Source organism: Actinomadura meyerae, from assembly GCF_900188445.1.
GTDB classification, from domain to species: domain Bacteria; phylum Actinomycetota; class Actinomycetes; order Streptosporangiales; family Streptosporangiaceae; genus Spirillospora; species Spirillospora meyerae.
Window position 1 is genome coordinate 91,333 of record NZ_FZOR01000009.1, and the last position, 26,649, is coordinate 117,981.

The window sequence follows — 26,649 nt, forward strand, 5'->3', positions numbered from 1 at the left end:
CCCCGGCCCGCCCGCCCGCGGGCGGGCCTGCGGCGTCTCGATTCCACGTTGGCCGCGCGGGGGCCGTACCGTAGTTCGCCGTGTCCCAACCCTCCGAGAGCGGCACGCTCGACGACGTCCTGGTCGGCGAGGCCGTGCTGGGCGTGTACCGGCAGATGTTCGCGGCGCTGGCCCGCGACAGCGGCGCGGTCGTCGACGACCCCGAGCTGGTCGACGTCGCCGAGACGCTGCTCGCCGCGTTCGCCGACGCGGGCGAGGACGGGCTGAGCCGCGAGCAGATGCGGTACGTGTGCCGCCGCTACCCGCCGGAGGTGTTCGAGAACCGGCTGCGGGTGCTGAAGGGCCTCGGCGCGATCCGGGAGGTGTTCCCGAAGCCGAACCAGCTGCGCTACCGGGCGTCGTTCACCAGCGTGGTCGGGCTGATGTTCGTCCGCCGCATGATGCTGGACGGCGGGCAGAGCGAGATGCACCGGCTGCTCGCGCTGGAGCAGCTCAACGTGGCCGACCCCCGGATGACGCCCGAGCAGGCGCGGGACGGCGCCGAGGGCCTGGCGCGCGCGTTCCGGCTGTGGAGCGTCGAGCTGGTCACCCTCACCAACGGCACGATCGAGGAGCTGCGCGAGCAGGCGCCGAAGCTGTGGGGCACGGAGGAGATCCTGCTGCGCGCCGAGCGGCTGCACGGCGCGATCCTGCGGCGGTGGCCGCAGCTCGACCGCACGTGCACCGACCTGCGCGCCGCCATCTACGCCTACGGCGACGCGTCCCGCCGCGCCGCCGCGCGCCTGTCGGACTCGGCGGGCACCACCCGCAACCTCACCCTGCTGCCGCCCGAGACGTGGCGGACGTTCACGCGCACGGCGTCCCGCGAGGAGCTCGCGGCCGTCCTGGACGGGTTCGTGTTCGACGCCCCGGCGCCCTGGCACGAGCCGGCCGCGGTGGTGGCGGCCGTGGAGGACGGCCCGCGCGCCACGCCGCCGCGTCCCGCGCCGCCGCGCCCGTCGGTCCCGGACGCGGGGCTGTCGGGCGACACCGGCGCGGACACCGCGGCGGCGGAGCGGCTCCGCGAGGTCGCCGAGCAGGTCCTGCGCGGCCGGGACCGGGTCGCGGTCGAGGACGTCCTGGACCGCGACTGGGCGGCGGCCCGCCGCGTGCTCGCCGACCTCGCCGCCGCGCACCAGCACCCCGAGCTGCCCTACCGGCTCGCGTGGTCGGACGGCCTGGCCGCGCGTCCCGAGGGCGCGCCGACCTGGGTGTCGCCGGGCTGGTTCGAGAGGACCGGCCGGTGAGCGTGGACCCGCACGTGCTGGCCCGCGCCCGCGCCCGGCTGCTGGGCGGGCCGGCGGCAGCCGCGTCCGACCCCGTCCCGCCGGGCGTGGTCGCGGCGGCGGACGCCGGCCGCGTGTGGCTGCTGCCCGAGTGGCCGGACGGCGCGACGCCCGCGCTGCTGGAGGAGTACGAGACCGCCCCGATGCCGCTGGACCGCGCGGGCCAGGCCCGCCGCGTCCTGGCCGCCGCGCTGCGCTGCTGCTGGACCCGCCTCGACGACGCCCCCTGGCCGGGCTCCCCCGCCCCGGTCGCGGACATCCTGCGGGTCTACGCGGACATGACCCGCGGCGACACCGACCTGGCCCGCCGCTGGGCCACCGGCGAGCTGCGCCGCCTGTCCGACACGGGCTGGCTGATCCTGGACGAGCTCGCCGGCACCGCCCGCCCGGGGCCCCGCACGGCGCTGTGGCCCGAGCCCTCCCTCGCCTCCCTCCGCGACCTCCTGCCGCGCCTCCCCCAGCCCCCGGCTCCCGAGCCCGAGGACCCCGGACCCGCGGAAGCCCCGCGGCCGGACGCCGGCGAGGAGGACGGGTGAGCGGGCTGTACGAGGGCGTGCTGCGGGGGTTCGACGAGCGGCGGCGCGCCGAGGTGGTGGCGGCCTACATGGCGGTCGAGCACGCGGCGGAACCGGTGCCGGAGGTGCGGTTCGCGGCGCTGCGGGAGCCGGCGCTGCGGCGCGCGGTCGAGCAGATGCTCGCGCTGAACGGGCGGACGCTGATCCGCTCGGAGCAGACCCGCTGGATCTCCGGCTACCGCGACGAGGTCGCCGAGGCGCTGGCGGAGGACCCGGCGTGCGTCCCGGGGGTGCGCGAGCGCGCCGTGCTGACGCTGGTCCTGATCCACTCGGTGGCGATCCCGCGGGCGGCCGGGCAGCTGGCGGACGACTCGTGGCTGTCGCCGCATCCGACGCCGGTGGACGAGCTGCGCCGCCGCACGCAGCTGCCGGTCGGGGAACTCGAGGCGGCGCTGCGCCGGCTGCGGCTGGCGGGGCTGGTGGCGCAGGTGAAGGCGGGCCCGGACGAGGCCGGGGGGTTCGTGCCGGGGGCGCAGTTCCACCGGCTGACCGATGCCGCGCGCCGCCGGCTGCAGGAAGAGCTGATCTTGGCCGCCGGGCCGGACTCGCCGCTCGCCGCGGCGATCCGGGCGCGGCGGCGGGGACGGGGGGAGAGCACATGACGGCCCGCACCGAACCGATGGTGGCCGCGCGCGAGACCGAGAACGTGGTCGGCGACCGGACGCTCGTGGCCGTGCAGGCGGTGAACATCTCGCGGCTGTCGACGCATCCCGTGCCGACCGTGCCGGGGACGCTGATCGTGGTGGCCGGGCAGGGCCCGAAGGACTCCAACGGCGCGGGCAAGTCGTCGTTCATCGCGGCGATCACCGCGCTGCTCGGGGACGAGCAGTGGCGGTTCGCGTCGGGCGCGCGGGCGGTCGCCGAGCTGCTCTTCAACGCGGAGCTGGCGGCGCAGGGCGACAGCCGGTGGGCGAGCGCCGACCACGGCTACATCGTCGGCGTCTTCGACCACCCCGAGCCGGTGGAGGACGGCTCGGCGGTGACCGTGTGGCTGCGGGTCAACGCGGACGCGCCGCACCTGGAGATCCGGTGGCGGCAGGGCGTGTACCTGGCGTCGGCGCCGTCGGAGGCCGACCGGGTGGCGCTCGCCGACCGGCTGTGGGCGAGCCTCCCCCGCAGCGCGGGGCGGCGCGACGTGGTCGCCAAGGACCTGACCCGCGTCCTGTACGGCGGGCAGGTCCGGTGCGTGTCGTTCCTGTCGACGTCGGTGCGGTCGAAGGTCGCGACGAACCTGCTGTCGCAGCCGCTGAACGAGATCAGCCCGGAGCGGGTCTTCAGCGCGATCGCGGCGCTGACCGGGCTGGACCGGGAGCTGGAGGCCGAGCGCAGGTCGCGCGCCGAGGAGCACCGGGAGCGCGCCAAGGCGGCGGAGGCCGCCGAGCGGCTCGCCGGGTGGGAGCGGGAGGCGGCGAGCCTGCTGAAGACGTTCGACCGGCACGACCGCGCGCGCGAGGAGGTGGCGGCGGCGCTGCGGCACTGGCGGACGCGGCGGGCGCGGCTGCTGGTGGACGCGGCGGAGGCCGACGCCGCGCACGCCGCCGAGCAGGAGCGGCTGCACCGCGAGGGCGCGGAGCTGGCGGAGGCGGCGAAGGCCGCGGAGCGGGAGATCGAGCAGCTCACCGGCGGCGCGCTGGACGCGCAGGTCCAGGAGGCGCAGGCGGCGCTCGCCGAGCTGAAGGCGCAGGCCGACCGGCTCGCCGCGGACAAGGCCGTCGCCCGGGGCCGGATGGACGACCTGCGCCGGCAGGTGTCGGCGCTGGAGGAGCGACAGCGGGAGGCCGACGGCCGGGACGCCGACACGGCCCGCGCCGAGCTGAAGGAGGCCGAGGCACGCCGCGACGAGGCCCAGCAGGAGTACGGGATGGCCAAGGGCGCCGTCGCGCGCGCGGAGCGGGCCCTGGCCGAGGCCGAGGCTGGGCAGAGCAGCGCGCCGGAGCAGATCCGCGCGCTGGAGGCGGCCGGCATCACGGCGGTCGGCCTGCTGGACGCGGTCGAGCTGGCCGAGGACGTCCGGGAACGCTGGGAGGCCGCGCTGTGGCCGTACCGGGAGGCCGTCGTCGTCGCGGCGGACGATCTGGACGCCGCCGTCGCGGCCCTCTCCGGGCTGCCCGGCTCGATGATCGTGCCGGCGGGCGGCGAGGGGCTGCCCGAGGGCGTGCGGTGCGAGCGGGCGCTGGGGCGGTTCTTCACGGCCCTGGACGGCGACGGCACCGGCACGGTCGTCATCGGCGGTTTCACCGAGCCGGTCACCGGCCGCGTGGCCCGCGTCCAGGCGGCCCGGACGGCACTGGAGGCCGCGACCGAGGCGCTGGAGGACGCGCGGCAGGCCACGGCCGACGCCGCCGCCGACGTGGCCCTCGCCGGCCGCCGTCTGAGCGGCGCGCGCGCAGCGCAGGAGCTGGACGACGTCCGCGAGCGCATGGCGGAGCTGCGCGAGAGCCTTGAGGAGCTGGCGGGCGGCGAGGCGCGGCTCGGCCCACGGCTCGGTTCGGCGGAACAGACGCTGAGGCGGCTCCAAGCGAAGGCAGACACGCGCGCGCTGGAGATCGACCGGCTGCGCGGCCGCAAGGAGGCCCGCGAGAAGGAGCGCGCCGCGATCCGCCGGGCGTCGTCCGAGCTGGCCGACAGGCGGGCCGCGCTGGGCCTGGACGCCCTGGAGAAGGACTGGGGCGGCTCCCGCGAAGCCGCCGCCGAATGGCTGTCGGGCCTGGACGACGACGAGGCGACCTGGACGCCCGCCGAGTGGTGGCACACCGCCGAGAAGCACCTGTCGGAGGCGCTGCGCCGCGTGTTCCCCGACGGGCCGTCCGACGAGGACATGCCGGAGGAGATCCGGTTCCTGCTGCGCGAGCGCGCCGAGGGCGAGGGCCGCCGCACCGACCGGGAGCAGGCCACGTTCGCCCGCCTCGCGCAGGCGCTGGAGGGGCATCTGCGGCGGCGGGAGGACTACGAGCGGCACCAGCGGCGGCAGATCGAGGTGCAGCTGTCGGCGCGCCGCGCCGACCTGGACAAGGCGCAGAAGGGCGCGACGGAGGCGGCGGGAGCGGCGGAGGCGCACCGCACCGCGCTGACCGCCGCGATCCGCACCCGCCTCCAGCGGGTCGCGGAGGAGTTCGAGAAGCTGGACCTCGCGTACGGCGGGTACGGCGCGACGCTGGAGTTCCCGACGCCGGAGCAGCCGGGCGACCCCGAGCAGGAGTGGCGGTGGCGGGTCACGCCGAAGTGGCGCCGCTCGGACGGGCAGCGGTACGTCCCCTACAACCGGCGCGCCAACACCGCGCTCATGGACGAGAAGGCCGTGAAGCTGGTGTGCGCGGCGGCGCTCGCCAGCTCCGGCGGCGGGCGGCTCTGCCTCGTCCTGGACGAGCTGGGCCGCAACCTCGGCAAGGAGCACCGCAAGGAGGCCGTCGCGCTGTTCCGCAAGATCGGCGAGACGCACGGCATCACGGTGATCGGCGCCCTCCAGGACGACATGGAGCCGTACGCGATCGACGCGTGCGGCCAGTACGTGAAGCTGCGCCGCTCGTCGGACACGATGCCCTACAACGAGCCGCCGGTCGTCGTCGGCTACGACGAGCACGAGTCCCGGGTCCGCATGCTCGCCGAGCAGATCACCGCGTCCCGGCCCGCGCCCGAGGAGCGGAAAAGCGAGTGAACCGGGGCGGGAGATCCGGCACGATTGCGCGCCATGCACGCCGATGACCTGATCGCCGAGATCGAGCCCCTTCCGTACCGCGCCCGCGTCCGCCGCCTGACGGCGCTGCGGGCCTCCCGGGGCACTCCGGAGCTCGCCGCGCTGCTGGCCGAGCTGGGCGCGCGCGGCCACTACGAGCGGTCGGCGGCGCTGCTCATCGCCGCCGCCTCGCGGGACGAGGCGTCCCTCGCGCACCTGGTGGCGGCGACCGGCGACCCGGACGCGGTGCTCGCGCTGCGGGCGACCCGGCTGGCGGTGCGGTACGCGACCGCGCCGGAACCGCTCGCGGAGCGGCTCATGGACGCCCCGCAGGCGATCAGGGCCGCGACGTACCGGGCGGTGCGCCGGCACCGCCGCGCCGACCTCGCGGACGCGCTCATCGGGCCGGTCCTGGAGCGGTGGGGCGCGGACGAGGCCGCCGCGCTGCTGCCCGCCTGCACGCCGGAGCGCGTGGCCGAGCGGCTCGGGCCGCTCTCGCACGCCGTCCCGAACGCGCACACGCTGGGCCGCGCCCACGCCGAGGCATTCCTGGACCACGCCGAACGCGGCCTCGCCGAGCTGACGCCGGGCGCGCGCTCCACCTGGTGGCACTGGGACGGGCCGGGCGTCGCGGCGGCGGTGCGGCACGACCCCGGGCGGGTGCTCGGCCTCCTGGAGGAGTACTGGCACGCGGGCGGGCTGCCGTACGCGCTCCAGCCGCGGATCGGCGCGCTGCTGGAAGCCGAGCCGGAGCGCACGCTGCGGCTGCTGCTGGCGGACGGCGCCCGGACGATGCTGACCACGCTGGTGCACCGGCGCTCCTTCCGGGACCGGCTCGTCCGCGTCGGCGGCGACGGGATCGCCGCCGTCGCGCGCGCCCTCCGCGAGGACGAGTACGCGCTGGCGCTGCTGCTGTCGGCGGTGCCGCCGTCCCGGCGCGGCGCGCTGTTCGACGCGGCGATGGACGGCGTCGACCTGGCGGCGCGCGAGTTCGGGGACGGGCTGATGAACGTCCTGCCGCGCGCCGTGCGGGTCCGGGAGGCGCGCCGGATGCTCGGGCTCCGCGCGGTCGCCGAGCACCCGCAGCGGGTCCGGGCCGTGTCGGCCTACCTGCCCTTCGAGGAGGCCCGGCCCGTCCTGGAGGAGCTGACGCGGCGGCCCGACGCCGACGAGCGCGCGGCGGGGTACGCGCTGCTCGCCGCGTGCGCCGGGCGCGAGCGCGACCCGGCGGTGCTGTCGGCGCTGCTGGAGTCCCTCGGGCGGCTGCGCAACGAGCAGGAGCCGGTGCGGGTCGCCGCGCTGCGGGCGCTCGCGGAGGTCCCCGGCGCGGCGCTGGAGGCCGGGCACGCCCCGGCCGCCGAGCGGCTGGCCGAGGACGCGCTGAACGCCCGCGACTGCTCGAACGCCACCCGCCTGGCGCTCGTCCAGCTCGGCAGCGCGTTCTTCCGGCAGGGCGCGATGCGCGACGACGGCGCGCTGACGGTCGCCGGGATCGGGTTGCTGAGGCGCGTCATCGGCAGCGCCTCCCACGTCCCGCTCGGCCGGCTGGACCTCGTGCTGCGGCGCGGGCAGGAGCACTGGCTCGTGGAGCGGCTCGCTCCGCTGCTCGACGACGGCGCGCGCCGCGACGACCACGTGCTCGCGCTGATGCTCGCCCGCGCGCTCGGGCGCCGCGCCCACGGCGTCCCGGCCCTCCAGGACGCGCTGGAGAAGGCCGCCGGCGCCCGCGACGACGGCGTGATCCGCGAGGCGGTCGCGTACTGGCTGGCGCCGCCCGCGACGCGCGGCGACCGGGTGGAGCGCGTCGTCGCCGCGGACCCGTCCACGGTGGGGCTCCCGCCGGTCCTCGCCGCGATCGCCGCGGAGCGGACCGACCTGCTGCACCTCGTGCTGGCGGAGTCCACGCCCGAGGGGCGGTTCCGGCGCGGCGGCGTCACCTACGTGCCGTGGATGGAGCCGCGCTGGATGCGCGCGTGGACGGCCCGGCAGCACGCCGCCTACCTGCGCCTCCTCGACCGGGTCGCGGGCGACGAGCGGCTCCCCGACGCCGACCGGGCCCGCGCGGTCGCGGCCATCGCGGAGGTCCCGGGGGTGGACGCCGGCCGGCTCCGCCCGTACCTGGAGTCCGCCGACGCGCGCCTGCGCCGGGCCGCGCTGACGGCCGCGCCCTGGACCGCCCGCCCGCAGGACGTCCTGCCCGACCTGCTCGCGCACGCCTCGTCCGACGACGCCCACGTGGCCGTCTACGCGGCGGCGCGCGCGGCGCGGTTCGTCCGGCCGTCGGCGCTGGCGGACCTGCTGCGCCCGGTGCTGGCCGGCGGCAAGATCACCGCGCGGAAGGAGGCGCTGCGCATCCTGCTGCGCACCCGCGCCGCCGAGGCGATGGACATCGTCGGCGCCGCGTGGGACGACCCCGGCCAGCACCGGGACGTGCGCGCGGCGATCGCGTCCGCCGTCCGGGCGCACATGGCCGACCCGGTCGCGCGGCGGATCCTCGCCGAGGCGGCGGGCGGGCCGCGCGACCTCGCGCGCCAGGTACTCGGCGCGTGGCCGCACGAGATCGAGGACGCGTTCCGCGCCGACTACGCCGCGCTCGTCGTGCGGGTGGCGCGCTCCCCCGACCCGGAGGCGTCCGACGCGGCGCTGTCGGCGCTCGGCCGGTGGGCGCAGTGGGCGCCGGAGATCCCGGCGCGGCTGGCGGCCGTCCTCACCGACCTCGGCGAGACGCGGAGCTGGCGCACCGCGCTGTTCACGCTCGCGGGCTGCGCGGTGGGCGGCACCGGGGCAGGCGCGCTCGCGGACGCCGCCGCGGCGCTCGCGGAGGCCGGGGACGTCGCGGACGCCGAGCCCGAGCGGGACCTTCCGGCGGCGCAGCGGCTGGCGGCGCTGGCCGACGTGCTCCGGCGCTCCGCCGCGAACCGGCGCGACTCCGCCGAACCCGTGCTGCGGGCGGTCGCGGAGAAGCTCCCGGCGCAGCTCGCGCGGGAGCTGGCGGCCGCCACCGTGCGCTGGGACGACGACCCGGCCGTGGACGCGCTCGCCGACGCCTGCGCGGGCGCCCCGGTGCTCGCCGTGCGGCGGGTGGCCGAGGCCCTCGCGGACGGCCCGCACCCCGGGTTCGCCGACCCCGACGAGGTGCGTCCGCACGCGGAGCGGCTCGCCGGGCGCGGCGACACGGCGGGCGGCCTGTTCGCGTGCGCGCTCGCCGGCGGGCACGGGCCCCGCGTCGGCTGGCCGGCGGAGTGGCGGGACGTCCTGCGCACCCTGCGCGCCCACCCGGACCCGGACGTGGCGTTCACCGCCCGTGGCATCCTCGTGTCGAAAGAGTGACCAACCTTCCCCCGTTCCGCCGCGTCACATGACTGGAACGATCAAGCAGGACCGGAAAGAGGTGCCCCGTGGCGGAATGGCGCGTTTCGGAGTTCGAGGAGGTGCGCGAGCTCGGCCGCGGGGCGCAGGGCCGGGTGGCGCTGGCCCGGCACGCCCGGACGGGCACGCCCGTCGCGATCAAGTACCTGCCGGCCGGCGCCGACCCGGCGGCCAAGGCCGCCTTCCGCCACGAGGCGCAGATGCTCGGCCGGGTCGACGACCCGCACGTGGCGCGGCTCTACCGGCTCGTCGAGCACGAGCAGGGCACGGCGCTCATCATGGAGGCGGTCGAGGGCGTCTCGCTGAAGCGGGTGCTCGCCGAGCACGGCGCCCTCGGGCCCGAGGCGTCGCTGCTGGTGCTCAAGGGCTCGCTGCGCGGGCTGGCCGCCGCGCACGCGGCCGGGGTCGTCCACCGCGACTACAAGCCCGCCAACGTCGTCGTCCGCGCGGACGGGCTCAGCAAGCTCATCGACTTCGGCATCGCCGTGTGGGCGGGCGAGTCCGACCGCTCCGGCACCCCGATCTACATGGCGCCGGAGCAGTGGCGCGGCGGGCCCGCCACCCCCGCCACCGACGTCTACGCCGCGACGTGCGTCTTCTACGAGTGCGTGACCGGCGAGCGGCCCTACCGGGCCGACGACCGGATGGCGCTGATGGGCCAGCACGCCACCGCACCCGTCCCGGCGGACGACGTCCCCGAGCCGCTGCGCACCCTGGTGCTCCAGGGGATGGCCAAGGACCCCTCCCACCGCCCGCCGAGCGCGGCGCACTTCACGTCCGAGCTCGACCGCATCGCCGTCGCGTCCTACGGGCCGGACTGGGAGCAGCGCGGCGTGCGCGCCCTGGCCGTCGCGGCGGCCGCCCTCGCCGCCCTGTTCCCGCTCGCCGCCGCCGGGCTCGTCCCGGCGGGCGCGGGAGCGGCCACCGCCGGCGCGGCGAGCGCGGGCACCGCCGGAGCCGCCGGGACGGCGGGCGCGGGGACGGCCGGGACCGCCGGGGCGGCCGGGACGGGCGGCGCGGCGTCCGGGTCGGGCGGGTTCCTGTCCGCGGTCGGCGGCAAGGCGGGCGTCGCCATCGCGGGGGCGGCCGTGACGGGCAGCGCCGCCGCCGGCGTCGGCGTCTACGCCGCGACGCGGCCCGACGACAACGCCGCCGTCGCCGCCGCCCCCACACCCACGCCGTCCGGGCAGCGGATGTCGTTCGGCGGGCTCTCGGTCACGGTCCCGACCGCATGGCGGCGCACCGCGCTGACGGACGTGCCGGGCGATCCCCAGGGGAACTACTGGGTGAGCACCCCCGGCGCCTGCTCCCCGAAGACGATCGGGCAGGCCCCGCCCCAGGGGCGCGACGCCCGGATCTGGCAGAACAACTGCCCGGGTTTCCTGGTGATCAGCGAGCCGTGGGCCAACGACGGCGAGACCGGCTGGAACAGGTTCCGGCTGAACCAGCCCTGGGGCCCGGAGACCGAGGCGTTCCGCGACTGCCCGCACCATGGCGACCTCAACGGCATCGGCGCCGGGTCCGACCGGGAGCGGCCCGCCCGCAGCGCGACCACCCCCCTCGGGACGCGGCAGGCCGAGTACCGCGAGTTCCGCCTCAGGTGCGTCTTCATGACCGGCGCCCGGCAGTTCCAGCCCGCCGGGCCGTCCTACGTCCAGCGGTACTGGTACCTGGCTCAGCCCAGGCTGCTCATCCTGGACGAGTGGAGCACCCCGGACCTCGACAAGATCCTCGCGAAGGCGGAGTGGTCCTAGGGGGCGCGGCTAAGACGCCGGCTCGTCCGCGGGCGCCCGGTCGAGGGAGAACCGGCGCTGGAACACGACGGCGACCGCCATCAGCGCGGCGGGGACGGCGGTCACGCCGATGAGGAGGGCCAGCAGCGCCGAGTCGGGCTGGGCCACCGCCTGGCCCTCGGTGGTGGAGACGAAACCGCCGAAGGCCAGGGCGGCGGAGTACACGTACGGGCCGATGGCGGTGCCGGTCGCCTCGGTCGCCGTCCAGACGCCGGTGTAGGCGCCCGCGCGCGCCGTCCCGCGCGCCTCGGCGGCGGCCACCACGTCCGGGACCAGCGAGAACGCGAAGAGCTGGAGGCCGGCGAAGGCGGTGCCGAGCATGGCGATCACGGCGGCGGTCACGGGCAGTCCCAGCTCGTCGCCGGGCCACAGGGCGAGGGGGCCGGCGACGAACGCGCCCTGGCACAGCAGCAGCGCGCGCTGCTTGCCGGTCCGCCGCGACACCCTCGACCACACGGGCCCGGCGATCGCGGCGGGGACGAGGAAGGCGCCCATGAGCACGGCGGTGAGGCCCTCGTCGTCCAGCACGTACTCGGCGTAGAACGGCACCGCGGCGAGGAACAGGTGCGTGGTGATCCCGGTGAACAGGTAGGACAGCACCAGCGCCCGGAACTCGCGGTCCCGCCACGTGGTCCGGACGTCGGCGAGGGCGGAGTGGCCCTGCCCCTCCGGGACCTTGAACCCGCACCGGTCGGTGAGCCGCCGGACGAAGACGACGGCGACGGCGCCGGTCGCGGCGAGCACCCCCGCCAGCAGGACCGCCATCCGCGCGTAGTCGCCGCGCCCGCCGTCCGACACCAGCGCCGGGGCCGCGACCCCGGCGCCGAGCAGGCCCACGGTGAGCAGCAGCATCCGGTACATGAACACGCGGGTGCGCTCGTGGTAGCCGATCCGCAGGTCCGACGGCGTCGTCAGGTACGGCACCTGGAAGCACGCGTACAGGACGTTCCCGGCGATGTAGAAGCAGCCGACCCACAGTGCCGCCGTCCAGCCGGAGAGGCCGCCCGGCACCGAGAACAGCCCGATCCAGGCGACCGCCAGCAGCAGCCCCCAGCGCAGCATGCCGCGGCGGTGCCCGGTGCGGCGCGCCTGCCGGTCCGACAGCGTCCCGAACACCGGGTGTGCGACCGCGTCGATGATCTTGGGCAGCAGCAGCGTGAGCCCGGCGAGGGCGGGCGCCACGCCGAGCGTGTGCGTCATGAAGTACAGCAGCAGCAGGCCGGGGACGGTGACCCACACGCCCATGCCGAGCGACCCGGCGGCGTACCCGGCGAGGTCGCGGCCGCTGGCCCGGGCCCCGGTGCCGGACCGCGCCGGCGCGGCGGTGCTCATCGGCGGCCCATCCGGCCGCCCACCCTGCGGCTCATCCGCTCACCCGCGTCCCGTGTGCCGGCGAACGACGCCGGCCGCCAGTTCCGCGCCCGCGAACGCGCCCGAGCGGACGCGTCCGGCGAACGTGCGGGCGACGATCCGGTCGGTCAGCGCGGGCAGGTGCCGGGCGAGGAAGAACTCGACGGCGCCGCGCCGGGTCGTCGTCACGTCCCGGCGGGGGCGGCGGGACAGGGCGGCGCGCATCACCGCGTCCACGACGCCCTCCAGCGGCTCGTAGACGCTGACGCCCTCCAGGGACAGCCCCGCGGCGGCGGTCGAGTCGTGGATCGGGCTCCGCACCGCCGACGGGTACACGCACGTCACGCCGACGTGGGTGCCGATCTCCATGCGCAGCGCGTCCGCGTAGGCGACGAGCGCCCGCTTGGACGCGCCGTACGCGGCGGCCAGGGGCAGCTGCATGACGGCCATGCGGGACGTCAGCATGACGACGCGCCCCCGCGACTCGACGAGGGCGTCCACGCACGCCGACGTCACCCGCCAGGCGCCGAGCAGGTTGATGTCGAGCTGGCGGCGGACCTCGTCGCCGGGCGGCAGCTCGGCCGGGGCGGGCCCGCCGATCCCGGCGTTGTTGATCAGCAGGTCGAGCCCGCCGAGCCGCTCGATCGCCGCGGCCACGGCGGCGGGCACGGCCGCGTCGTCGGTGATGTCGCAGGCCAGGACCTCGACCGGGTCGTCCGGCCGGGGCGCGAGGTCCAGGCCCACGACGCGGGCGCCCCGGCCGCTCAGCCGGGCGCAGATCGCGCGGCCGAACGTGCCGGACGCGCCGGTGACGAGGACCCGCAGGCCGCGCGGGTCGCGGCCGCCGGTCGGGCGGGGTGTGCTCATGCCGGTGTCTCCTCGCGGTGGGCCGGGGTGAAGGGCCGGGCGGCGCCGCGCGCGAGCCGGGCGCGGCCGGCCTTCAGCTCGCGGGGCAGCTCGGCCATGTACCGATCGAAGTCGACGCGCATCATGGGGCGCCGGTCGCCCCACCGCTCGGTCGCCTCGCGCAGCGCGCGGGCGACGTCGCGCCGCCGCCGCGCCGGCGGCGGCAGCCCGTAGGCGCCGGCGAAGTAGGCCGCCGCCAGCTTGGCCTGGGCCTCCACGATCGGCAGCGCGGCGCCCGTGGACTGCATCAGCCCGACGAAGGCCAGACCGGGTTCCTCCAAGTGGAAGACCCGCTTGTAGAGCGGGAGCCGCTCGGGGTCGGCGCCCACCACGTCGCGGGGCAGGAACGGGATGCTCACCCGGTAGCCGGTCGCCCAGACGACCACGTCGACGGGGTCCGCGGTGCCGTCGGTGAACACGACCTCGTCCCCGTCGAAGCGGGCGATGCCCGGCCGCGGCGCCACCTCGCCGTGGGTCAGGCGGTGCAGGATCGTGTCGCTGATCGTGGGGTGGTTCTGGAACAGGCCGCCCGCCGGGGCGGGGAGGCCGTAGTCCTGCGGGCGGCCGACGGCGAGCCGCAGCATCGTCTCGGCGACGCGCTGCCTGGTCCGCCACGGCAGCACCGCGAGGGCGCCGCCGGTCGCGTCGGACGGGCGTCCGAACAGGTACTTCGGGACGATGTGGACGCCGCGCCGCGCCGACAGCAGCACCGGGCCGGCGGCGACGTGGGAGGCGTCCACGGCGATGTCCATGGCCGAGTTCCCCATGCCGACGACGAGGACGCGCTTGCCGCGGAACTGCTCGGCGTCGCGGTAGGCGTGCGCGTGCAGCTGGGCGCCGGCGAACTCGCCGGGCGGCGCCGGGTCGGGCCACCGGGGGGCCCAGTTGTGGCCGTTGGCAACCACGACGGCGTCGTACCGGTCGGTCTCGCCCGCCTCGGTGGCGACCGTCCACGGGCCGTCCGCGCCGTCCCGCTCGACCGACACCACGGGGCTGTTGAAGCGGATGTGCGGGACGAGGCCGAAGCGCTCCGCGTAGTCCTCCAGGTATCCGGCGACCATGTCGGCGGACGGGTAGTCGGGCCAGTGCCGGGGCATCGGGAAGTCGGCGAACTCGGTGCGCCCCTTGCTGGTGTTGAGGTGCAGGGACGCGTACGCGGGCGAGTGGCAGGCGTCGCGCACCCACAGCCCGCCCGCGCGGTCGCCCCGCTCGTAGAGGACGGCCTCCACGCCCGCGTCGCGCAGGGCCTTGCCGGCGGCGAGGCCGGCCGGCCCGGCGCCGATCACGGCGGCACGGCGGGCAGAGATCATGAGGGCACTCCTGAAGACGACACGTCGGCTTGTGGTGTCCTCCAACCTTAGAAACCGGACGCCCCCGCTGACATGGAGGGCGGCACGGATTTGGCCGCGGACGTTGTGGCGCACCACAATCGGGTCCATGACTCAGCGCGACGCCGACTGGGCGCCGGTGATGAACCTCATCGAGCGGATCTCCCGCGAGGAGGACCTCCTGCCGTCCGTGGTCGCCGGGGTGACCTCCGTGGTGCGGGAGATGTCGGTCCTGCCGCCCGCCGACATCGCCGGGCACACCCGCGCGCTGCTCGCGGCCGCCACCCGCGCGATCGCGGCGCGGCGCGGGCCGACCGAGGGCGAGCTGGCGTTCGTCGCCGAACTCGGCGTGACCCGCGCCCGGCAGGGCGTGCCGGTCGAGGCGGTGCTGAGCGCCGTCCACGTCGCCGAGCGCGGGATCTGGGCGCGGGTCCGGGAGCTCGCCGCCGACGAGGGCGTCGGCGCGGAGCTGCTGCTGGACGCGCGGGAGCTGTACGACGACTGGGCCGAGGCCGTCCGGTCCCGGCTGATCCGGGCGCACCGGGAGGCGCGCGCGGAGGCGGCGGGGGCCGGGCCGGGGCGGGGCGAGCGGGACGCGGCGCTGCTGCGGCGCCTGCTGGACGGCGGTTCGGCCGCCGCGCTCGCCGCCGCCGAGGCGGGCCTGCCCGCCGGCGGCGCGCTGTGGGTGCTGGCGGCCCGCCCGTCCGGCGCCGGGCGCGGCCACCCGCCCGTCCGGCCGCCGGCGCTGTCCGCGCTGCTGGACGGCCTGCGGTTCACGGTGACGGCCGCGCCGCCCGCGATGCCGCCCGGCGGGGCGGTGGCCGGGCTCGCCGGGCCCGCCGAGGCGGAGAACCTGGCCGCCGCGCGCCGGCTCGCCGTCTCCGCGCTCGCCGCCGCCGAGGCGACCGGGCGGACCGGGGCGGTGCACATCGCCGAGGTGGCCGTGGTCGCGGCGGCGGCCGACCGCACCGACCTCGCGTCCATCCTGCTCGACCGGTACCGTGCGGCCCGCGCGGACCTCGGCGCGAACGCCGTGCCGGTCGCCCGCGCGGTGTGCGCCTGGCTGGAGGCGGGCCGCGACGTGACCGCCGCCGCGGAGGCCCTGTTCGTCCACCCCAACACGGTGCGCAACAGGGTCCAGCGGTTCGCGGACGCCACCGGCATCGACGCGGCCGACACCTTCGGCGGCGTCAACGCCTGGTGGCTGTGCCGCGCCTGGCTCGCCCCGGCCTGACCCCTCCCGGCCCTACTGGCCGGCCGGGCCCTCCGAGGAGGAGGACGCCGCGTCCAGCTCGTGGGCCAGTTCCTCCAGCTCGGCGCCGCCCGCCATGAGGCCGGTCAGCTCCTCCCGGGTGATCTCGTCCTTGGTGTGGTAGCCGATGCTGCGGCCCCGGTTGAGGATCAGGAAGCGGTCCCCGACCGGGTAGGCGTGGTGCGGGTTGTGGGTGATGAACACGACCGCGAGGCCCCGCTCCCTCGCCTGCAGGACGTACCGCAGCACCACGCCCGCCTGCTTCACGCCGAGGGCGGCGGTGGGCTCGTCCAGGACGAGGGCCTTGGCGCCGAAGTGGACGGCGCGGGCGATGGCGACGCACTGGCGCTCGCCGCCCGACAGCGTCCCGATGGGCTGGTCGACGTCGCGCAGGTCGATCCCCATCGCGGCCATCTCGGTGCGCGTGGTCTCGCGCATGAACCCGATGTCCAGCCGTCCGAAGCCCCTGCGCTTCTCCGAGCCGAGGAAGAAGTTCCGCCAGACCGGCATCAGCGGGACGACCGCGAGGTCCTGGTAGACGGTCGCGATGCCCCGGTCGAGGGCCTCGCGGGGCGAGCCGAAGAAGACCTCCTCGCCCTGGACCTCGTACGTCCCGGCGTCGTGCCGGTGCAGGCCCGCGACGACCTTGATGAGCGTCGACTTGCCCGCCCCGTTGTCGCCCAGCACGCAGGTGACCTCGCCCGCGGACACCTCCATGTCGACGTCCCGCAGCGCGATGACGTTGCCGTAGTTCTTGCCGACGCCGGCCAGCCGGATCAGCGGCGCCGCCTTCGCGTCCGTCATGACGACCGCTCCACTCTGCGCCGCACGATCAGGTTCACCACGGTCGCGACCAGCAGCATCGCGCCGAGGAAGAAGCGGAACCAGTCGGGGTTCCACTCCGCGTACACGATGCCCTTGTTCGTCATGCCGAAGATGAACGCGCCGATGGCCGCGCCGATCGCCGACCCGTAGCCGCCGGTCAGCAGGCAGCCGCCGATGACCGCGCAGATGATGTACAGGAACTCGTTGCCGATGCCCTCGCCGGACTGGACGGTCGCGAACGCGAACACCAGGTGCATCCCGGAGAACCAGGCACAGAACGCCACGCCCATGAACAGGCCGATCTTGACCCGGTCGACCGGCACGCCGACCGCGCGGGCGGCGGCCGCCGCGCCGCCCGCCGCGAAGATCCAGTTGCCGGTGCGGGTGCGCAGCAGCAGCCAGGTCGCGATCGCGGTGAACAGCAGCCACCAGAACACGGTGATCTTCACGTTGACGCCGAGGACGTCCACGTCCGAGGCGAACACCGCGCGGGCGGAGCCGAAGCCGTCCATGTCGCGGACGGAGTCGCTGGCGACGTTGCCGGTGAGCGCCTTCGTCACGCCGAGGTTCAGCCCCGCGAGCATGAAGAACGTGGCCAGCGTGATGATGAAGCTCGGCAGCCTGGTCCGGACGTAGAGGACGCCGTTGACCATGCCGAGCGCCAGTGTCAGCACCAGCGAGATCGCGACGCCGGCCCACACGTTCAGCGTGAACTGGTAGGCGGTCAGCGCCGCGATCAGCGCCGACGAGGTCACCATCACCCCGGCCGACAGGTCGAACTCGCCGCCGATCATCAGCAGCGACACCCCGACCGCCATGATCCCGAAGGTGGACGCGGCGTACAGCACGGTGGAGAACGACCCGGCGCGCAGGAACGCGTCCGCGACCGCGGAGAAGAACACGAACAGCGCGACGGCGCCGAGCAGCGCGCCGAGCTCCGGGCGGCCCAGCAGCCGCCGCAGCGGCGACCGCCGGGCCAGGCGCTCGTCGGAGCCGGGACCGGCCACCGGGGGCGGCTCGGCGACCGCCTGCGTCATCGCGTCCCCCGGTTCGCGAACGCCTCCAGGCCGCCCGCGTTCTCCCCGGTGACGATCGCCGGACCGGTCAGCACCGGACGCCCGCCGCCGAGCACGTTGCCGTTGTTCTTCATCAGCCACAGCTGGTCGACGGCCTCGTAGCCCTGCAGGTACGGCTGCTGGTCGACGGCGAACTGGATGGAGCCCGCCTTGAGCGAGGCGATCAGGTCCTTGTTCAGGTCGAACGTGCCGATCTTGGCCTTGCTGCCGGTCTCCTTCACCGCGTCGACGGCGGTCGCGGCGAACGGAGCGCCGAGCGTCAGGATCCCGTCGACGGCCTTGTCGGACTGGAGCTTGGCGGTGATCGACGACTTGACGTCCGGCATGTTCGTGCCCTGGACGAACAGGTTCTCCATGTCGCCGCCGAACGTCTTCTTCGCACCGGCGCAGCGGGCCTCCAGACCCACGTTGCCCTGCTCGTGGATGACGCACAGCGCCTTCTTCGCGCCGATCTCGCCCAGCTCCGCGCCGGCCGCCTCGCCCGCGATGGACTCGTCCTGCCCGAAGTGCGCGACCGCGCCGAGCTCCGCCGACTCCGCGGCGCCGGAGTTGATCGACACGACCGGGATCTTCGCGGCGGCGGCGCGGGCCAGCACGTCCTTCATCGCGTCGGGCTTGGCGAGCGTGACGATGATCCCGTCGACCTTCTTGTCGATCGCCGCCTGGACGAGCTGGGCCTGCTTGCCGCCGTCCGGGTCCGCCGAGTAGAGGAACTCGGCATTGTCCTTGGCGGCGGCCGCCTTCGCGCCCTTCTGGACGATGTCCCAGAACGTGTCGCCGGCGCCGGAGTGGGTCACCATCGCGATCTTCAGCCGGGGGCCGGCCCCCTCGGGGGCCTCCTCGGACTTCTTCCCGCCGGAGCTGCTGCAGGCGCTCAGCGCCAGCAGCCCAGCGGCGGCCAGGACCGCGAGCCTCCGGGTCGACCCGCGCGCGACAACGCCTCTCATCGGCTGCTCTCCGTTCTCCCCGAATGTGTCGGTGTGAGGAGTTGATCACAGATCGGGGCGGGCGTGCGCGGGATCCGGCTCACAATTCGGGACTGTCCAGGTCGCGGCGGGGGTCCGCGGGGGTCACCGCCGCCCTTCCGCCCGCCCGTCCGATGAGGTCAGCGGAAGGCGCGGATCGGGCTCCCGGCCCGTCCAGGTGTCGCGGATCCAGGCGTGCGCGGGGTCGTCGCAGATCCGCCAGGCCCTCTCCGGGGACGGGCCGGCCATGACGTTGAGGTAGTAGAGGTCGTGGCCGGGCGGGGCCATCGACGGCCCGTGCCAGCCGTGCGGGACCAGCACGGCGTCCCCGGTGCGGACCTCGGCGAGCACGTCGATGGGACGCTCCGGCGTGCCGTAGACGCGCTGGTAGCCCATGCCGTCCCCGGCGACCTCGAAGTAGTAGATCTCCTCCAGCACCGACTCGCCGGGCCGGTCCTCGTCGTGCTTGTGCGGCGGGAAGGACGACCAGCAGCCGCCCGGCGTGAGCACCTCGCAGGCGATCAGCTTCTCGGCGAACGGGAAGCCGTCCGGCGTGCCGAAGTTGTTGACCTGGCGGCTCGCCGCCCCAGCGCCGCGCAGCTCGACCGGCACCTTCTCCGCCGGGCCGTAGCGGGGCTCCAGCCGGTTCTCGCACCGGGCGCCGGCCAGCGCGAACCGTCCGCTCCCCCGCACGGTGACGCGGGCGTCGCGCGGGACGTAGGCGAAGTCGCTGACGCGGCTGAACACGTCGTCGCGGCCCTCCAGCTCGAACCGCGTGCCGTCGCACTCCACCGCGCACGACCCGGCCAGGGGCAGGACGATCGTCTCGAATGCGCCGGTGCCGAAGGTGTGCTCGCCGCCGCCGGACAGGTCGAGGACGCGCAGGGCGGAGTGCGTCCAGCCGGCCGACTCGGGCGTGATGGCGAGGCCGTAGGGGCCGTCTCCGGCGGTGCCCGCGGGCAGGTGGTGGTTCATCCGGTCTCCTTGAGCAGTGCTTCGACCTCGTCCTGCGCGGGCATCGCCTCGGAGCAGGCGACGCGGGACGCGACGACCGCCCCGGCGGCGCTCGCGAACCCGGCGATCCGCGGCAGCTCCCAGCCGGCGAGGAGGCCGTGGCAGAGGGCTCCGCCGAACGCGTCGCCGGCGCCGAGCCCGTTGACGACGTCGACCTCGACCGGCGGAACCCGCACGGTCTCCCGGGCCGTCGCGGCGAGGACGCCGCCCGGGCCCATCTTCACGACGGCGAGTTCCGGGCCGCGGTCGAGGATCGCGCGGGCGGCGGTCTCCGGCTCCCTCTCCCCCACCGCGACCTCGCACTCGTCCAGGTTGCCGACCGCGACCTTGGCGTGTTCCAGGGCGCGGCCCGCCCAGTGCGGGGCCTCGGCGGGGTCGTCCCACAGCATCGGCCTGTAGTCGAGGTCGATGACGGTCTGGCCGGGGTGCTCGGCCAGCGCCGCCAGGGTCGCCTCACGGCTGGGCTCCTGAGAGAGGCCCGTGACGGTGCCCCACATGATGCGCGCCTCGCGGATCGCCTCCAGGTCCAGCTCGTCCCGGTGGATCTCCAGGTCGGGCGCCTTGGGATAGCGGTAGAAGTACAGCGGGAAGTCATCCGGCGGGAAGATCTCGCAGAAGGCCAGCGGGGTCGGCAGGCCGGGGACGGACGTGACGTACCGGTCGTCTACCCCGTACCCCCGCAGCGCCTTGTGGACGAACCGTCCGAACGGGTCGTTCCCGGTACGCGTGATGACGGCGGTGCGGCGGCCGTACCTGGCCGCCGCGACGGCGACGTTGGTGGGGCTGCCGCCGAGGTACTTGCCGAACGACTCGACGTCCTCCAGCGGGACGCCGGTCTGGTCGGGGTAGACGTCGACGCTCACCCGCCCCATCGTGATGAGGTCGAAGCTCATCGCCGCACTTCCCCGGTGCCGACGATCCGGCCCTCGCGCATGGACATCTCGCACGCCTCGGCGAGATAGAACGCCTCCAGGGCGTCCTCGGGCGGGCACGGGTTGGCGCGGCGGCCGGCGACCATGTCCACGAACGCCTGGATCTCGGCGTCGTAGGCGTCGGAGAAGCGCTCCATGAAGCCGCTGTAGGCGGGCCTGTCGGCGGACTGCGGCTCCGCGTCCCGCTCGGGCAGCGCAGCGGCGGGCGTGCGGTCGTCCAGGCCGGCGACGATGCTGTCCTTGGAGCCGAACAGCTCCAGCCGGGCGTCGTAGCCCGCGGCGTTGTAGCGGGTGGCGGACACGACGCCGAGCGTCCCGTCGTCCAGGACGAGCAGCGCGGAGCCGGTGTCGATGTCGCCGCACTCGCGGAAGAAGTCGTCGCCGCGGTTGGCGCCCGCGGCCATCACGCGCACGACCTCGCGCCCGGTGACGAACCGGATGAGGTCGAGGTCGTGGATGACGCAGTCGCGGAACAGCCCGCCGGACGACGGGACGTACGCGGGGGGCGGCGGCGACGGGTCGAAGCTGCACGACCGGACGGTGTGCAGCCAGCCGAGCCGCCCGGACGCGAGGGCCTCCCGGGCCGCCGCGTTCCCGGCGTCGAAGCGGCGCTGGAAGCCGACCTGCACCGGCACGCCGGCGGCCGCCGCCGACCGGACGGTATGGAACGTTCCATCGACATCCGCGGCGAGCGGCTTCTCGCAGAAGACGGGAGTTCGCGCGGCCACCGCGCGCTCCACCAGGGCCGCGTGGGCGTCGGTGGCCGCCGCGACGACCAGCCCGTCCAGGCCGGCCGCGAACAGCTCCCCGACGGCGTCCAGCGCCCGCGCCGGGGACGGGAGGCGAACCGCGAGGTCGCGCGCGCGGGCGGCGTCCGCGTCGGCGATGAGCAGGGTGTCCACCTCGGGCAGTGCGCAGAGAGCGGCGGCGTGGCGCGCACCGATGCGCCCCGCGCCGGCCAGTCCGATCCTCATCGATCCCCTCCCGGTCGGCGGTCAGGTGATTCACGAGTGTGACTGGACCGTTCCAGCAGCGTCAACGGCGACTCGTCCGCGGACCGGTAATGAAGGCGTCCGAAAATACCGGCGCTACGCTGGCCGGACGGTGCCCGCGGACTGTCGCCCGGGTCGCACCAAGCGCTAGTTTGTCCCCATGCGGATCTTCGTCACCGGCGCCTCGGGGTTCGTCGGTTCCCACACCGTCCGCGCCCTCCTCGCCGCCGGGCACGCGCCGCGCGCGCTCGTGCGCGACCCCGGCAAGGCCTCCCGGGTCCTTCGGTCGGTCGGAGTCGCGCCGGAGGACGTGGAACTCGTCCAGGGCGACATGATGGACGCGGACGCGGTGTCCTCCGCCCTCGCCGGCTGCGACGCCGCCGTCCACGCCGCCGCCGCGATCGGCGTCACCGGAGGCGGCCGCGACCTGGTCGAGGTCAACGTCCGCGGCACCCGCAACGTGGTGGGCGGCGCCGTCGCGCAGGGCCTCGCCCACGTGATCCACGTGTCCACGATCGGGGTGTTCGTCCCGCCCTCCGGCAAGGTCATCACCGCGAACGACGCGCTGGCGAACCCCCGCACCGAGTACGGCAGGTCCAAGCTGGCGGCGGAGCGCTACGTGCGCGGCCTCCAGGAGGACGGCGCGCCGGTGACGATCGTCTACCCCGGCGGCGTCTGCGGCCCCGACCAGCCCTCGCTGGACGCCCTGAACGAGGGGCTCGCCGCCGCGCTCGGCAAGGTGTGGCCCCTGCCGGGCGGCGGCGTGTCCGTCATCGACGTCCGCGACCTCGGCGAGGCGCTGGCCCGTGCCGTCGAGGCGCGCCAGGGCCCGAGCCGCTGGGTCCTGGGCGGGCACTACCTGACCTGGCCGCAGTACGCCGACCTGTGCGACCGCCTCACCGGCGTGAAGTGCCGCCGAGTACGCGTCCCGTCCCAAGCCATGCTCGCACTGGGCTCGGCGCTGGACGCGGCCAAGCGCGTCCGCCGCTTCGACTACCCGCTCACCCGCGACGCCGCCGAGTTCATGGTCACGCTCGTCCCGACCGACGACCGCCCCATCCTGGAGGCGCTCGACCTGACGCTGCGCCCCGTCGAGGAGACCGTCGCCGACGCACTGCGGTGGCTGGCCCGCAGCGGCCACCTCAACCCGCGCCGGGCCGGACGGCTCGCCGCCGGCGCGACGCCGCCGCCGACCCTGATCCAGCGCACCCTGGGGCCCGTCTTCCACCGGGTCTCGGGCGCGGCATGGTTCGCCAAGGTCGGCCCGAAGGTCGTCCCGCACGTGGACCGCGCCCTGCACAGGGCAACCGGCGGCCGGCTCATGCTCGGCCAGCTGCTCGTCCCGAGCCTCGTCCTCACCGCGACCGGCGCCAAGAGCGGCCTCCCCCGCCGGACGCCGCTCGCCTGCCTGCCCGACCCCGCCGGCGGCTGGTACGTCGTGGGCTCCAACTTCGGCCGCGAGAAGCACCCCGCCTGGACGGGCAACCTCATCAAGAACCCCTCCGCCGAGGTCAGCTTCCAGGGCCGCACCGTCCCCGTCACCGCCCACCTCCTCGACGACCGTGAACGCAAGGAGATCTGGCCCCGCCTCACCGCGGTCTGGCCCGTCTACGACAGCTACGTGGAACGCGCCCAACGCGAACTACGCGTCTTCCACCTGACCCCGCGCTAGGTGTGCATCTGCCGGAGCTAGGTGCCGCGCAGCGTCCGGGACAGGCGGCGGCCCAGGATGAGGTAGGCGAGGACTACGCCGGTCACGTTCAGGATGACGTCGTCCACGTCGAAGGCCCGTCCCACCACCAGGGCCCCCTGGATGGCCTCGATGGTCAGGGAGAGCACTCCGGTCACCAGGGCCAGGCGTATGGGGCCGCGCAGGGTCGTCCAGACGATGGGGAGCAGGACGCCGAGAGGGGCCAGGAGCGCCAGGTTGCCGCCTATCTGGAGGACGGCCTCCTTGGTGGGGCGGTCCAGGTAGAAGCGCAGTGAGCGGCCCGGGTCGGTGTTGCCGCCCGCCTGGCCGTTGTCATGGACGGGCGTCAGCGTCAGCCTGAACGCGAAGTAGAAGAACACGCCGAGCAGGCCCAGCGCCGCCAGGACGGCGAGGACGCGCAGGGCGAGGACGTACCGCGGGACCCGTTCGCCCGGCGCCGCGGGCTGCCACATTTCCACCAACACCCGGCGGCAGGTCCCCGCCCCGCCGCGGACTATGCGCGGCACCGGATTACGGCCGGACCCGAATCCGGGCATGCGAACGCCCGCGCCGGACCGGCGCGGGCGTTCGGGTCCGTCAGGCCGCCACGACGGTGGTGGCCGGCTCCAGGGCCAGTTCCAGCACCTCGCGGACGTCGCTGACGGTGAAGACCGTCATGTTGTCCAGCACCTCGGCCGGGACGTCCTCAAGGTCCGGCTCGTTCCGCTTCGGCACGATCGCGGTGGTGATGCCGAGCCGGGACGCGGCCAGCAGCTTCTGCTTCAGGCCGCCGATCGGCAGCACCCGCCCGGTCAGCGACACCTCGCCCGTCATCGCGACGTCCGCGCGGACCGGCCGCCCCGACAGCAGGGAGGCCAGCGCCGTGGTCATCGTGATGCCCGCGCTCGGGCCGTCCTTCGGGATCGCGCCGGCGGGCACGTGGACGTGCACGCCGCGGTCCTTCAGGTCGCCGACCGGAAGCTCCAGCTCCGCGCCGCGCGAGCGCAGGTAGGACAGCGCGATCCGGGCCGACTCCTTCATGACGTCGCCGAGCTGGCCGGTGAGCGTCACGCCGGTGTCGCCGGTCTCCTTGTCGGCCAGCGACGCCTCGATGTAGAGGACGTCGCCGCCCGCCCCGGTGACCGCGAGGCCCGTCGCCACGCCCGGCACGCCGGTGCGCCGCTCGTTGCGGCTCAGCTCGACCTCCGGGGTGAACCTGGGCCGGCCCAGGTAGTCCTTCAGGTCGGCCGCGCCGATCGAGACCGGCAGCTCCGCCTTCCCCAGCGCCACGTTCGCGGCGACCTTCCGCAGCACCCGCGCGATCGAGCGGTCCAGGGACCGGACGCCCGCCTCGCGGGTGTACTCGGACGCCAGCAGCCGCAGCGCGTCGTCGCCGAAGCTCACCTCGGACGCCTCCAGCCCCGCCTTGTCGAGCTGGCGCGGCAGCAGGTGGTCGCGGGCGATGGTGACCTTCTCGTGCTCGGTGTAGCCGTCCAGCTCCACCAGCTCCATCCGGTCGAGCAGCGGCCCGGGGATGGCCTCCACCACGTTCGCGGTGGCGAGGAACAGCACGTCGCTGAGGTCGAGCTCCACCTCCAGGTAGTGGTCCCGGAAGGTGTGGTTCTGCTCGGGGTCGAGGACCTCCAGCAGCGCCGCGGTCGGGTCGCCCCGGTAGTCGGCGCCGACCTTGTCGACCTCGTCCAGCAGGACGACCGGGTTCATCGAACCGGCCTCGCGGATGGCCCGGACGATGCGTCCGGGGAGAGCGCCCACGTACGTGCGGCGGTGACCGCGGATCTCGGCCTCGTCCCTGACGCCGCCCAGGGCGACACGGACGAACTTGCGGCCCATGGCCCGCGCGACCGACTCGCCCAGCGAGGTCTTGCCCACGCCGGGAGGACCGGTCAGCGCCAGCACGGCGCCGCTCCTGCGCCCGCCCACGACGCCGAGGCCGCGGTCCTCGCGCCGCTTGCGCACGGCCAGGTACTCGACGATGCGCTCCTTCACGTCGTCCAGCCCGGCGTGGTCGGCGTCCAGGATCTCCCGGGCGCCCGGGATGTCGTAGGCGTCCTCGGTGCGCTCGTTCCACGGGATGTCGAGGACGGTGTCCAGCCAGGTGCGGATCCAGCCGCCCTCGGGCGAGGCGTCGGACGACCGCTCCAGCTTGTCGACCTCCTTCAGCGCCGCCTCGCGCACCTTCTCGGGGAGGTTCGCGGCCTCGATCCGGGCCCGGTAGTCGTCCTCCTCGTCGGCGGGGTCGCCGTTCAGCTCGGCCAGCTCCTTGCGGATGGCCTCCTGCTGCTGACGCAGCAGGAACTCCCGCTGCGTCTTCTCCATGCCCTCCTGGACGTCCTTGCGGATCGTCTCCGCGACGTCCAGCTCGGCGAGGTGGTCGCGCGTCCAGCCGATGAGCAGCTCCAGCCGCTCGACCACGTCGACGGTCTCCAGGACCTCGATCTTCTGCTCGTCGGTCAGGTAGGGCGCGTATCCGGCGTTGTCGGCCAGGGTGGACGGGTCGTCGATCTGCTGCACCACGTCCACGACCTGCCAGGCGCCGCGCTTCTGCAGGATCGCGCCGACCAGGCCCTTGTACTCCTTGGCCAGCTCCTGCGCCCGCCCGGACGCCGGCGGCGCCTCGATCACGGTGCCCTCGACCCACAGGGCCGCGCCGGGGCCGGTCGTCCCGGTCCCGATCCGGACGCGGGACACGCCGCGGACGACCGCGCCCGGCTCCCCGCCGGGCAGCCGGCCCTCCTGCTCGACCACGCCGAGCGTGCCGACGTCGGAGTACCGCCCGTTCAGCCTGGGCACCAGCAGCACCCGCGGCTTGGCCGCCGACCGGATGCCCGGGCCCTTGGACTGGGACACCGCCCGCGCGGCTTCGATGGCCGCCCGAACCTCGCCGCTCTCCGAGAGGTCCAGGGGGACCACCATGCCGGGCAGAACGACCCCGTCTTCCAGGGGCAGCACCGGCAGCGTCAGGGTTTCGCTCATGCTCAGCTCCAAGTCCGTTGACGGCCCAACCTCAAGTTGAGCCATACACACTCAAGAAAACGGAGCAGCATTTTGTTTCCGCAGCAACGTTCGCTCTCAGCGATCACCACCCGGGCCCGGGGCGCGGCGCGCGGTGGACGCCCGGCGGGCCGCTCGGGCAATGCGGAGGCAAAGACCGCTTAGCGATCTTGATTCTTTGCACGGCGCGTGTTTACGCGCGCATGACGGCCGGGTACTAAACGCAACGAGATCGTGACACACGGTGAACGTACGATCCTCGGGGCGGCAAAGTCCCAGGTCGGGAGCGAGGAGGGGTCGATATGCGACAGACCGGGCGGCCCCTTTCCGCGTCCCCGTCCACCCGCGGCCCGGCCCGTACGGCCGAGGGCGTTCGCGGCGCGCTCCCCGCCGGCGCGCCGCGACACACCTCGGGTTCTCGGCCGTACCCGGCCGGCCCCGCGCAGCGGCCTTCCCCGGGCCCCGGTGCCGCCCGCCCCCGCGGCACCGGTACCCCCCGGCGGCCGGGCCGGCGGCCGTGTCCCACCGCGCCGCCGGTCCGGTCCCGAGCTTCCGGGCGCCCTTCGGCGCCC

General features: G+C 75.5%; 19 protein-coding genes. 8 read left to right on the forward strand and 11 right to left on the reverse strand.

All coding sequences use genetic code 11. From position 1 onward, the window contains the following. Window positions 1-80: 80 nt before the first annotated feature. From CHF16_RS12180 to CHF16_RS40860, 6 genes are all read left to right on the forward strand, one after another. The gene (locus CHF16_RS12180; protein ID WP_089326096.1) at window positions 81-1,286 is read left to right on the forward strand and encodes a hypothetical protein; all 1,206 of its coding nucleotides are present in this window, start codon (window positions 81-83) and stop codon (window positions 1,284-1,286) included. After that, window positions 1,283-1,861: a hypothetical protein gene (locus CHF16_RS12185; protein WP_089326097.1), complete on the forward strand. Its 579-nt coding sequence runs from the start codon at window positions 1,283-1,285 to the stop codon at window positions 1,859-1,861. The genes CHF16_RS12180 and CHF16_RS12185 overlap by 4 nt, the downstream gene beginning before the upstream one ends. Next, window positions 1,858-2,502, forward strand: coding sequence for a DprA-like winged helix domain-containing protein (locus CHF16_RS12190; RefSeq protein ID WP_089326098.1), 645 nt, complete (start codon window positions 1,858-1,860; stop codon window positions 2,500-2,502). The genes CHF16_RS12185 and CHF16_RS12190 overlap by 4 nt, the downstream gene beginning before the upstream one ends. After that, the gene (locus CHF16_RS12195; protein WP_089326099.1) at window positions 2,499-5,555 is read left to right on the forward strand and encodes a coiled-coil domain-containing protein; all 3,057 of its coding nucleotides are present in this window, start codon (window positions 2,499-2,501) and stop codon (window positions 5,553-5,555) included. Before CHF16_RS12190 ends, CHF16_RS12195 begins: the two co-directional genes overlap by 4 nt. Before the next feature lie 33 nt (window positions 5,556-5,588). After that, on the forward strand, window positions 5,589-8,903 hold the full coding sequence (locus CHF16_RS12200; RefSeq protein ID WP_089326100.1) for a hypothetical protein: 3,315 nt from the start codon (window positions 5,589-5,591) through the stop codon (window positions 8,901-8,903). Window positions 8,904-8,971: 68 nt separating this feature from the next. Further along, window positions 8,972-10,696, forward strand: coding sequence for a serine/threonine-protein kinase (locus CHF16_RS40860; RefSeq protein ID WP_089326101.1), 1,725 nt, complete (start codon window positions 8,972-8,974; stop codon window positions 10,694-10,696). A gap of 9 nt (window positions 10,697-10,705) precedes the next feature. Here the strand turns inward: CHF16_RS40860 and CHF16_RS12210 are convergent, their stop codons facing one another. Genes CHF16_RS12210 through CHF16_RS12220 form a run of 3 tightly spaced genes read right to left on the reverse strand, consistent with a single transcriptional unit; the run spans window position 10,706 to window position 14,301 of the window. Then, entirely contained in the window at window positions 10,706-12,067 is a 1,362-nt protein-coding gene (locus CHF16_RS12210) for an MFS transporter (RefSeq protein ID WP_089326102.1), read from the reverse strand. A 39-nt stretch (window positions 12,068-12,106) separates the two neighbouring features. Further along, window positions 12,107-12,952 carry an SDR family NAD(P)-dependent oxidoreductase gene (locus CHF16_RS12215; RefSeq protein ID WP_089326103.1) on the reverse strand — a complete coding sequence of 282 codons (846 nt, stop codon included), beginning with the start codon at window positions 12,950-12,952 and terminating at the stop codon, window positions 12,107-12,109. Continuing rightward, the gene (locus CHF16_RS12220; protein ID WP_179271492.1) at window positions 12,949-14,301 is read right to left on the reverse strand and encodes a flavin-containing monooxygenase; all 1,353 of its coding nucleotides are present in this window, start codon (window positions 14,299-14,301) and stop codon (window positions 12,949-12,951) included. Before CHF16_RS12220 ends, CHF16_RS12215 begins: the two co-directional genes overlap by 4 nt. Before the next feature lie 127 nt (window positions 14,302-14,428). Here CHF16_RS12220 and CHF16_RS12225 point away from each other — a divergent pair, with 127 nt between their 5' ends. Then, window positions 14,429-15,553: a helix-turn-helix domain-containing protein gene (locus CHF16_RS12225; RefSeq protein WP_089326104.1), complete on the forward strand. Its 1,125-nt coding sequence runs from the start codon at window positions 14,429-14,431 to the stop codon at window positions 15,551-15,553. Window positions 15,554-15,565: 12 nt separating this feature from the next. On the opposite strand, the gene CHF16_RS12230 is transcribed toward CHF16_RS12225, so the two are convergent. From CHF16_RS12230 to CHF16_RS12255, 6 genes are all read right to left on the reverse strand, one after another. Further along, a complete protein-coding gene (locus CHF16_RS12230; RefSeq protein ID WP_089326105.1) occupies window positions 15,566-16,375 on the reverse strand; it encodes an ATP-binding cassette domain-containing protein in 810 nt (269 codons plus the stop codon). Beyond that, window positions 16,372-17,433 (reverse strand): ABC transporter permease, encoded by a 1,062-nt coding sequence (locus tag CHF16_RS12235; RefSeq protein WP_089326106.1) that lies wholly within the window; start codon window positions 17,431-17,433, stop codon window positions 16,372-16,374. Before CHF16_RS12235 ends, CHF16_RS12230 begins: the two co-directional genes overlap by 4 nt. Beyond that, window positions 17,430-18,419 (reverse strand): sugar ABC transporter substrate-binding protein, encoded by a 990-nt coding sequence (locus CHF16_RS12240; RefSeq protein ID WP_089326107.1) that lies wholly within the window; start codon window positions 18,417-18,419, stop codon window positions 17,430-17,432. The genes CHF16_RS12235 and CHF16_RS12240 overlap by 4 nt, the downstream gene beginning before the upstream one ends. Before the next feature lie 123 nt (window positions 18,420-18,542). Then, complete coding sequence (gene iolB / locus CHF16_RS12245) at window positions 18,543-19,412, reverse strand: 5-deoxy-glucuronate isomerase (RefSeq protein ID WP_089326108.1); 870 nt, start codon at window positions 19,410-19,412, stop codon at window positions 18,543-18,545. Then, window positions 19,409-20,344 carry a 5-dehydro-2-deoxygluconokinase gene (gene iolC / locus CHF16_RS12250; protein WP_089326109.1) on the reverse strand — a complete coding sequence of 312 codons (936 nt, stop codon included), beginning with the start codon at window positions 20,342-20,344 and terminating at the stop codon, window positions 19,409-19,411. Before iolC ends, iolB begins: the two co-directional genes overlap by 4 nt. Then, on the reverse strand, window positions 20,341-21,357 hold the full coding sequence (locus CHF16_RS12255) for a Gfo/Idh/MocA family protein (RefSeq protein ID WP_089326110.1): 1,017 nt from the start codon (window positions 21,355-21,357) through the stop codon (window positions 20,341-20,343). Before CHF16_RS12255 ends, iolC begins: the two co-directional genes overlap by 4 nt. A 178-nt stretch (window positions 21,358-21,535) precedes the next feature. Here CHF16_RS12255 and CHF16_RS12260 point away from each other — a divergent pair, with 178 nt between their 5' ends. Next, window positions 21,536-23,047, forward strand: a complete 1,512-nt coding sequence (locus tag CHF16_RS12260; protein ID WP_089326111.1) for a nitroreductase family deazaflavin-dependent oxidoreductase — start codon at window positions 21,536-21,538, stop codon at window positions 23,045-23,047. A gap of 17 nt (window positions 23,048-23,064) precedes the next feature. Here the strand turns inward: CHF16_RS12260 and CHF16_RS12265 are convergent, their stop codons facing one another. Then, a complete protein-coding gene (locus tag CHF16_RS12265; protein WP_245868404.1) occupies window positions 23,065-23,550 on the reverse strand; it encodes a VanZ family protein in 486 nt (161 codons plus the stop codon). Window positions 23,551-23,662: 112 nt separating this feature from the next. Further along, window positions 23,663-26,059: an endopeptidase La gene (gene lon / locus CHF16_RS12270; protein WP_089326113.1), complete on the reverse strand. Its 2,397-nt coding sequence runs from the start codon at window positions 26,057-26,059 to the stop codon at window positions 23,663-23,665. Between the last annotated feature and the right edge of the window lie 590 nt (window positions 26,060-26,649).

Coding starts and splice junctions, on each gene's coding strand:
- CHF16_RS12200 (WP_089326100.1), top strand. CDS start 5,589: ATGCACGCCGATGACCTGATCGCCGAGATCGAGCCCCTTCCGTACCGC.
- CHF16_RS12230 (WP_089326105.1), bottom strand. CDS start 16,375: ATGACGGACGCGAAGGCGGCGCCGCTGATCCGGCTGGCCGGCGTCGGC.
- CHF16_RS12240 (WP_089326107.1), bottom strand. CDS start 18,419: ATGAGAGGCGTTGTCGCGCGCGGGTCGACCCGGAGGCTCGCGGTCCTG.
- CHF16_RS12255 (WP_089326110.1), bottom strand. CDS start 21,357: ATGAGGATCGGACTGGCCGGCGCGGGGCGCATCGGTGCGCGCCACGCC.
- lon (WP_089326113.1), bottom strand. CDS start 26,059: ATGAGCGAAACCCTGACGCTGCCGGTGCTGCCCCTGGAAGACGGGGTC.
- CHF16_RS12215 (WP_089326103.1), bottom strand. CDS start 12,952: ATGAGCACACCCCGCCCGACCGGCGGCCGCGACCCGCGCGGCCTGCGG.
- CHF16_RS12210 (WP_089326102.1), bottom strand. CDS start 12,067: ATGAGCACCGCCGCGCCGGCGCGGTCCGGCACCGGGGCCCGGGCCAGC.
- CHF16_RS12220 (WP_179271492.1), bottom strand. CDS start 14,301: ATGATCTCTGCCCGCCGTGCCGCCGTGATCGGCGCCGGGCCGGCCGGC.
- CHF16_RS12225 (WP_089326104.1), top strand. CDS start 14,429: ATGACTCAGCGCGACGCCGACTGGGCGCCGGTGATGAACCTCATCGAG.
- CHF16_RS12260 (WP_089326111.1), top strand. CDS start 21,536: ATGCGGATCTTCGTCACCGGCGCCTCGGGGTTCGTCGGTTCCCACACC.
- CHF16_RS12195 (WP_089326099.1), top strand. CDS start 2,499: ATGACGGCCCGCACCGAACCGATGGTGGCCGCGCGCGAGACCGAGAAC.
- iolB (WP_089326108.1), bottom strand. CDS start 19,412: ATGAACCACCACCTGCCCGCGGGCACCGCCGGAGACGGCCCCTACGGC.
- CHF16_RS12235 (WP_089326106.1), bottom strand. CDS start 17,433: ATGACGCAGGCGGTCGCCGAGCCGCCCCCGGTGGCCGGTCCCGGCTCC.
- iolC (WP_089326109.1), bottom strand. CDS start 20,344: ATGAGCTTCGACCTCATCACGATGGGGCGGGTGAGCGTCGACGTCTAC.